Source organism: Pseudoalteromonas sp. RB2-MNA-CIBAN-0110 (genome assembly GCF_040309305.1).
Classification (GTDB): Bacteria; Pseudomonadota; Gammaproteobacteria; order Enterobacterales; family Alteromonadaceae; genus Pseudoalteromonas; species Pseudoalteromonas arctica.
The window spans coordinates 1-560 of sequence record NZ_JBEOOQ010000101.1; the positions used below are offsets into that span (position 1 = coordinate 1).

The window sequence follows — 560 nt, forward strand, 5'->3', positions numbered from 1 at the left end:
TTTTGTCATAGAACACCTCTGTTTGAGTGGTAATAATACCACCTAAATTTGTGTCCGGTTTCATTGAATCACAACACTTTATAACTTAAAGGAAGTTTGAGCTATGCATAGTTTGAGTTTGTTAAAGGAATAATATGTCTATTTATAAGTACTTAGGTGGCCCATTACCTAAAAAAACAATTTTTAATAAATACTTTAATGCTAAGACAAGTAAAAGTCTTACAATGAAATTTGGTGGATTATGTATTCTTTATGACTGGCTATATATCGATAAGTTAGGCCTAAAGGCACAACCCCAGCGCTTTCAAGTCCATTCATGCGGTAATGACCCCATGAGAGCACTTATCTTTGGTCCCATGTTTTTGGGGTTTGTTGGTAGTTTGGTTGTTGCTTTAGATATAATGCTAATCCCATTTCATGGAGAGGACGATGCTTTTCATTGGTGGTTACTTTATTTAGTACTCGGCTTTAACCTTACATTTTTTGTTGTGATTCAATGAAACCGGACACAAATTTAGGTGGTATTATTACCACTCAAACAGAGGTGTTCTATGACAAAA

General features: G+C 34.6%; 1 protein-coding gene. It reads left to right on the plus strand.

Annotated features, from left to right (window positions below):
• The first annotated feature begins 134 nt into the window (after positions 1-134).
• Positions 135-500 (plus strand): hypothetical protein, encoded by a 366-nt coding sequence (locus AAEY68_RS20710; RefSeq protein WP_350586790.1) that lies wholly within the window; start codon positions 135-137, stop codon positions 498-500.
• The last annotated feature ends 60 nt before the right edge of the window (positions 501-560 follow it).

What these genes read in the sequence shown, in the direction of transcription:
- AAEY68_RS20710 (WP_350586790.1), top strand. Translation starts at nt 135, where the DNA reads ATGTCTATTTATAAGTACTTAGGTGGCCCATTACCTAAAAAAACAATT.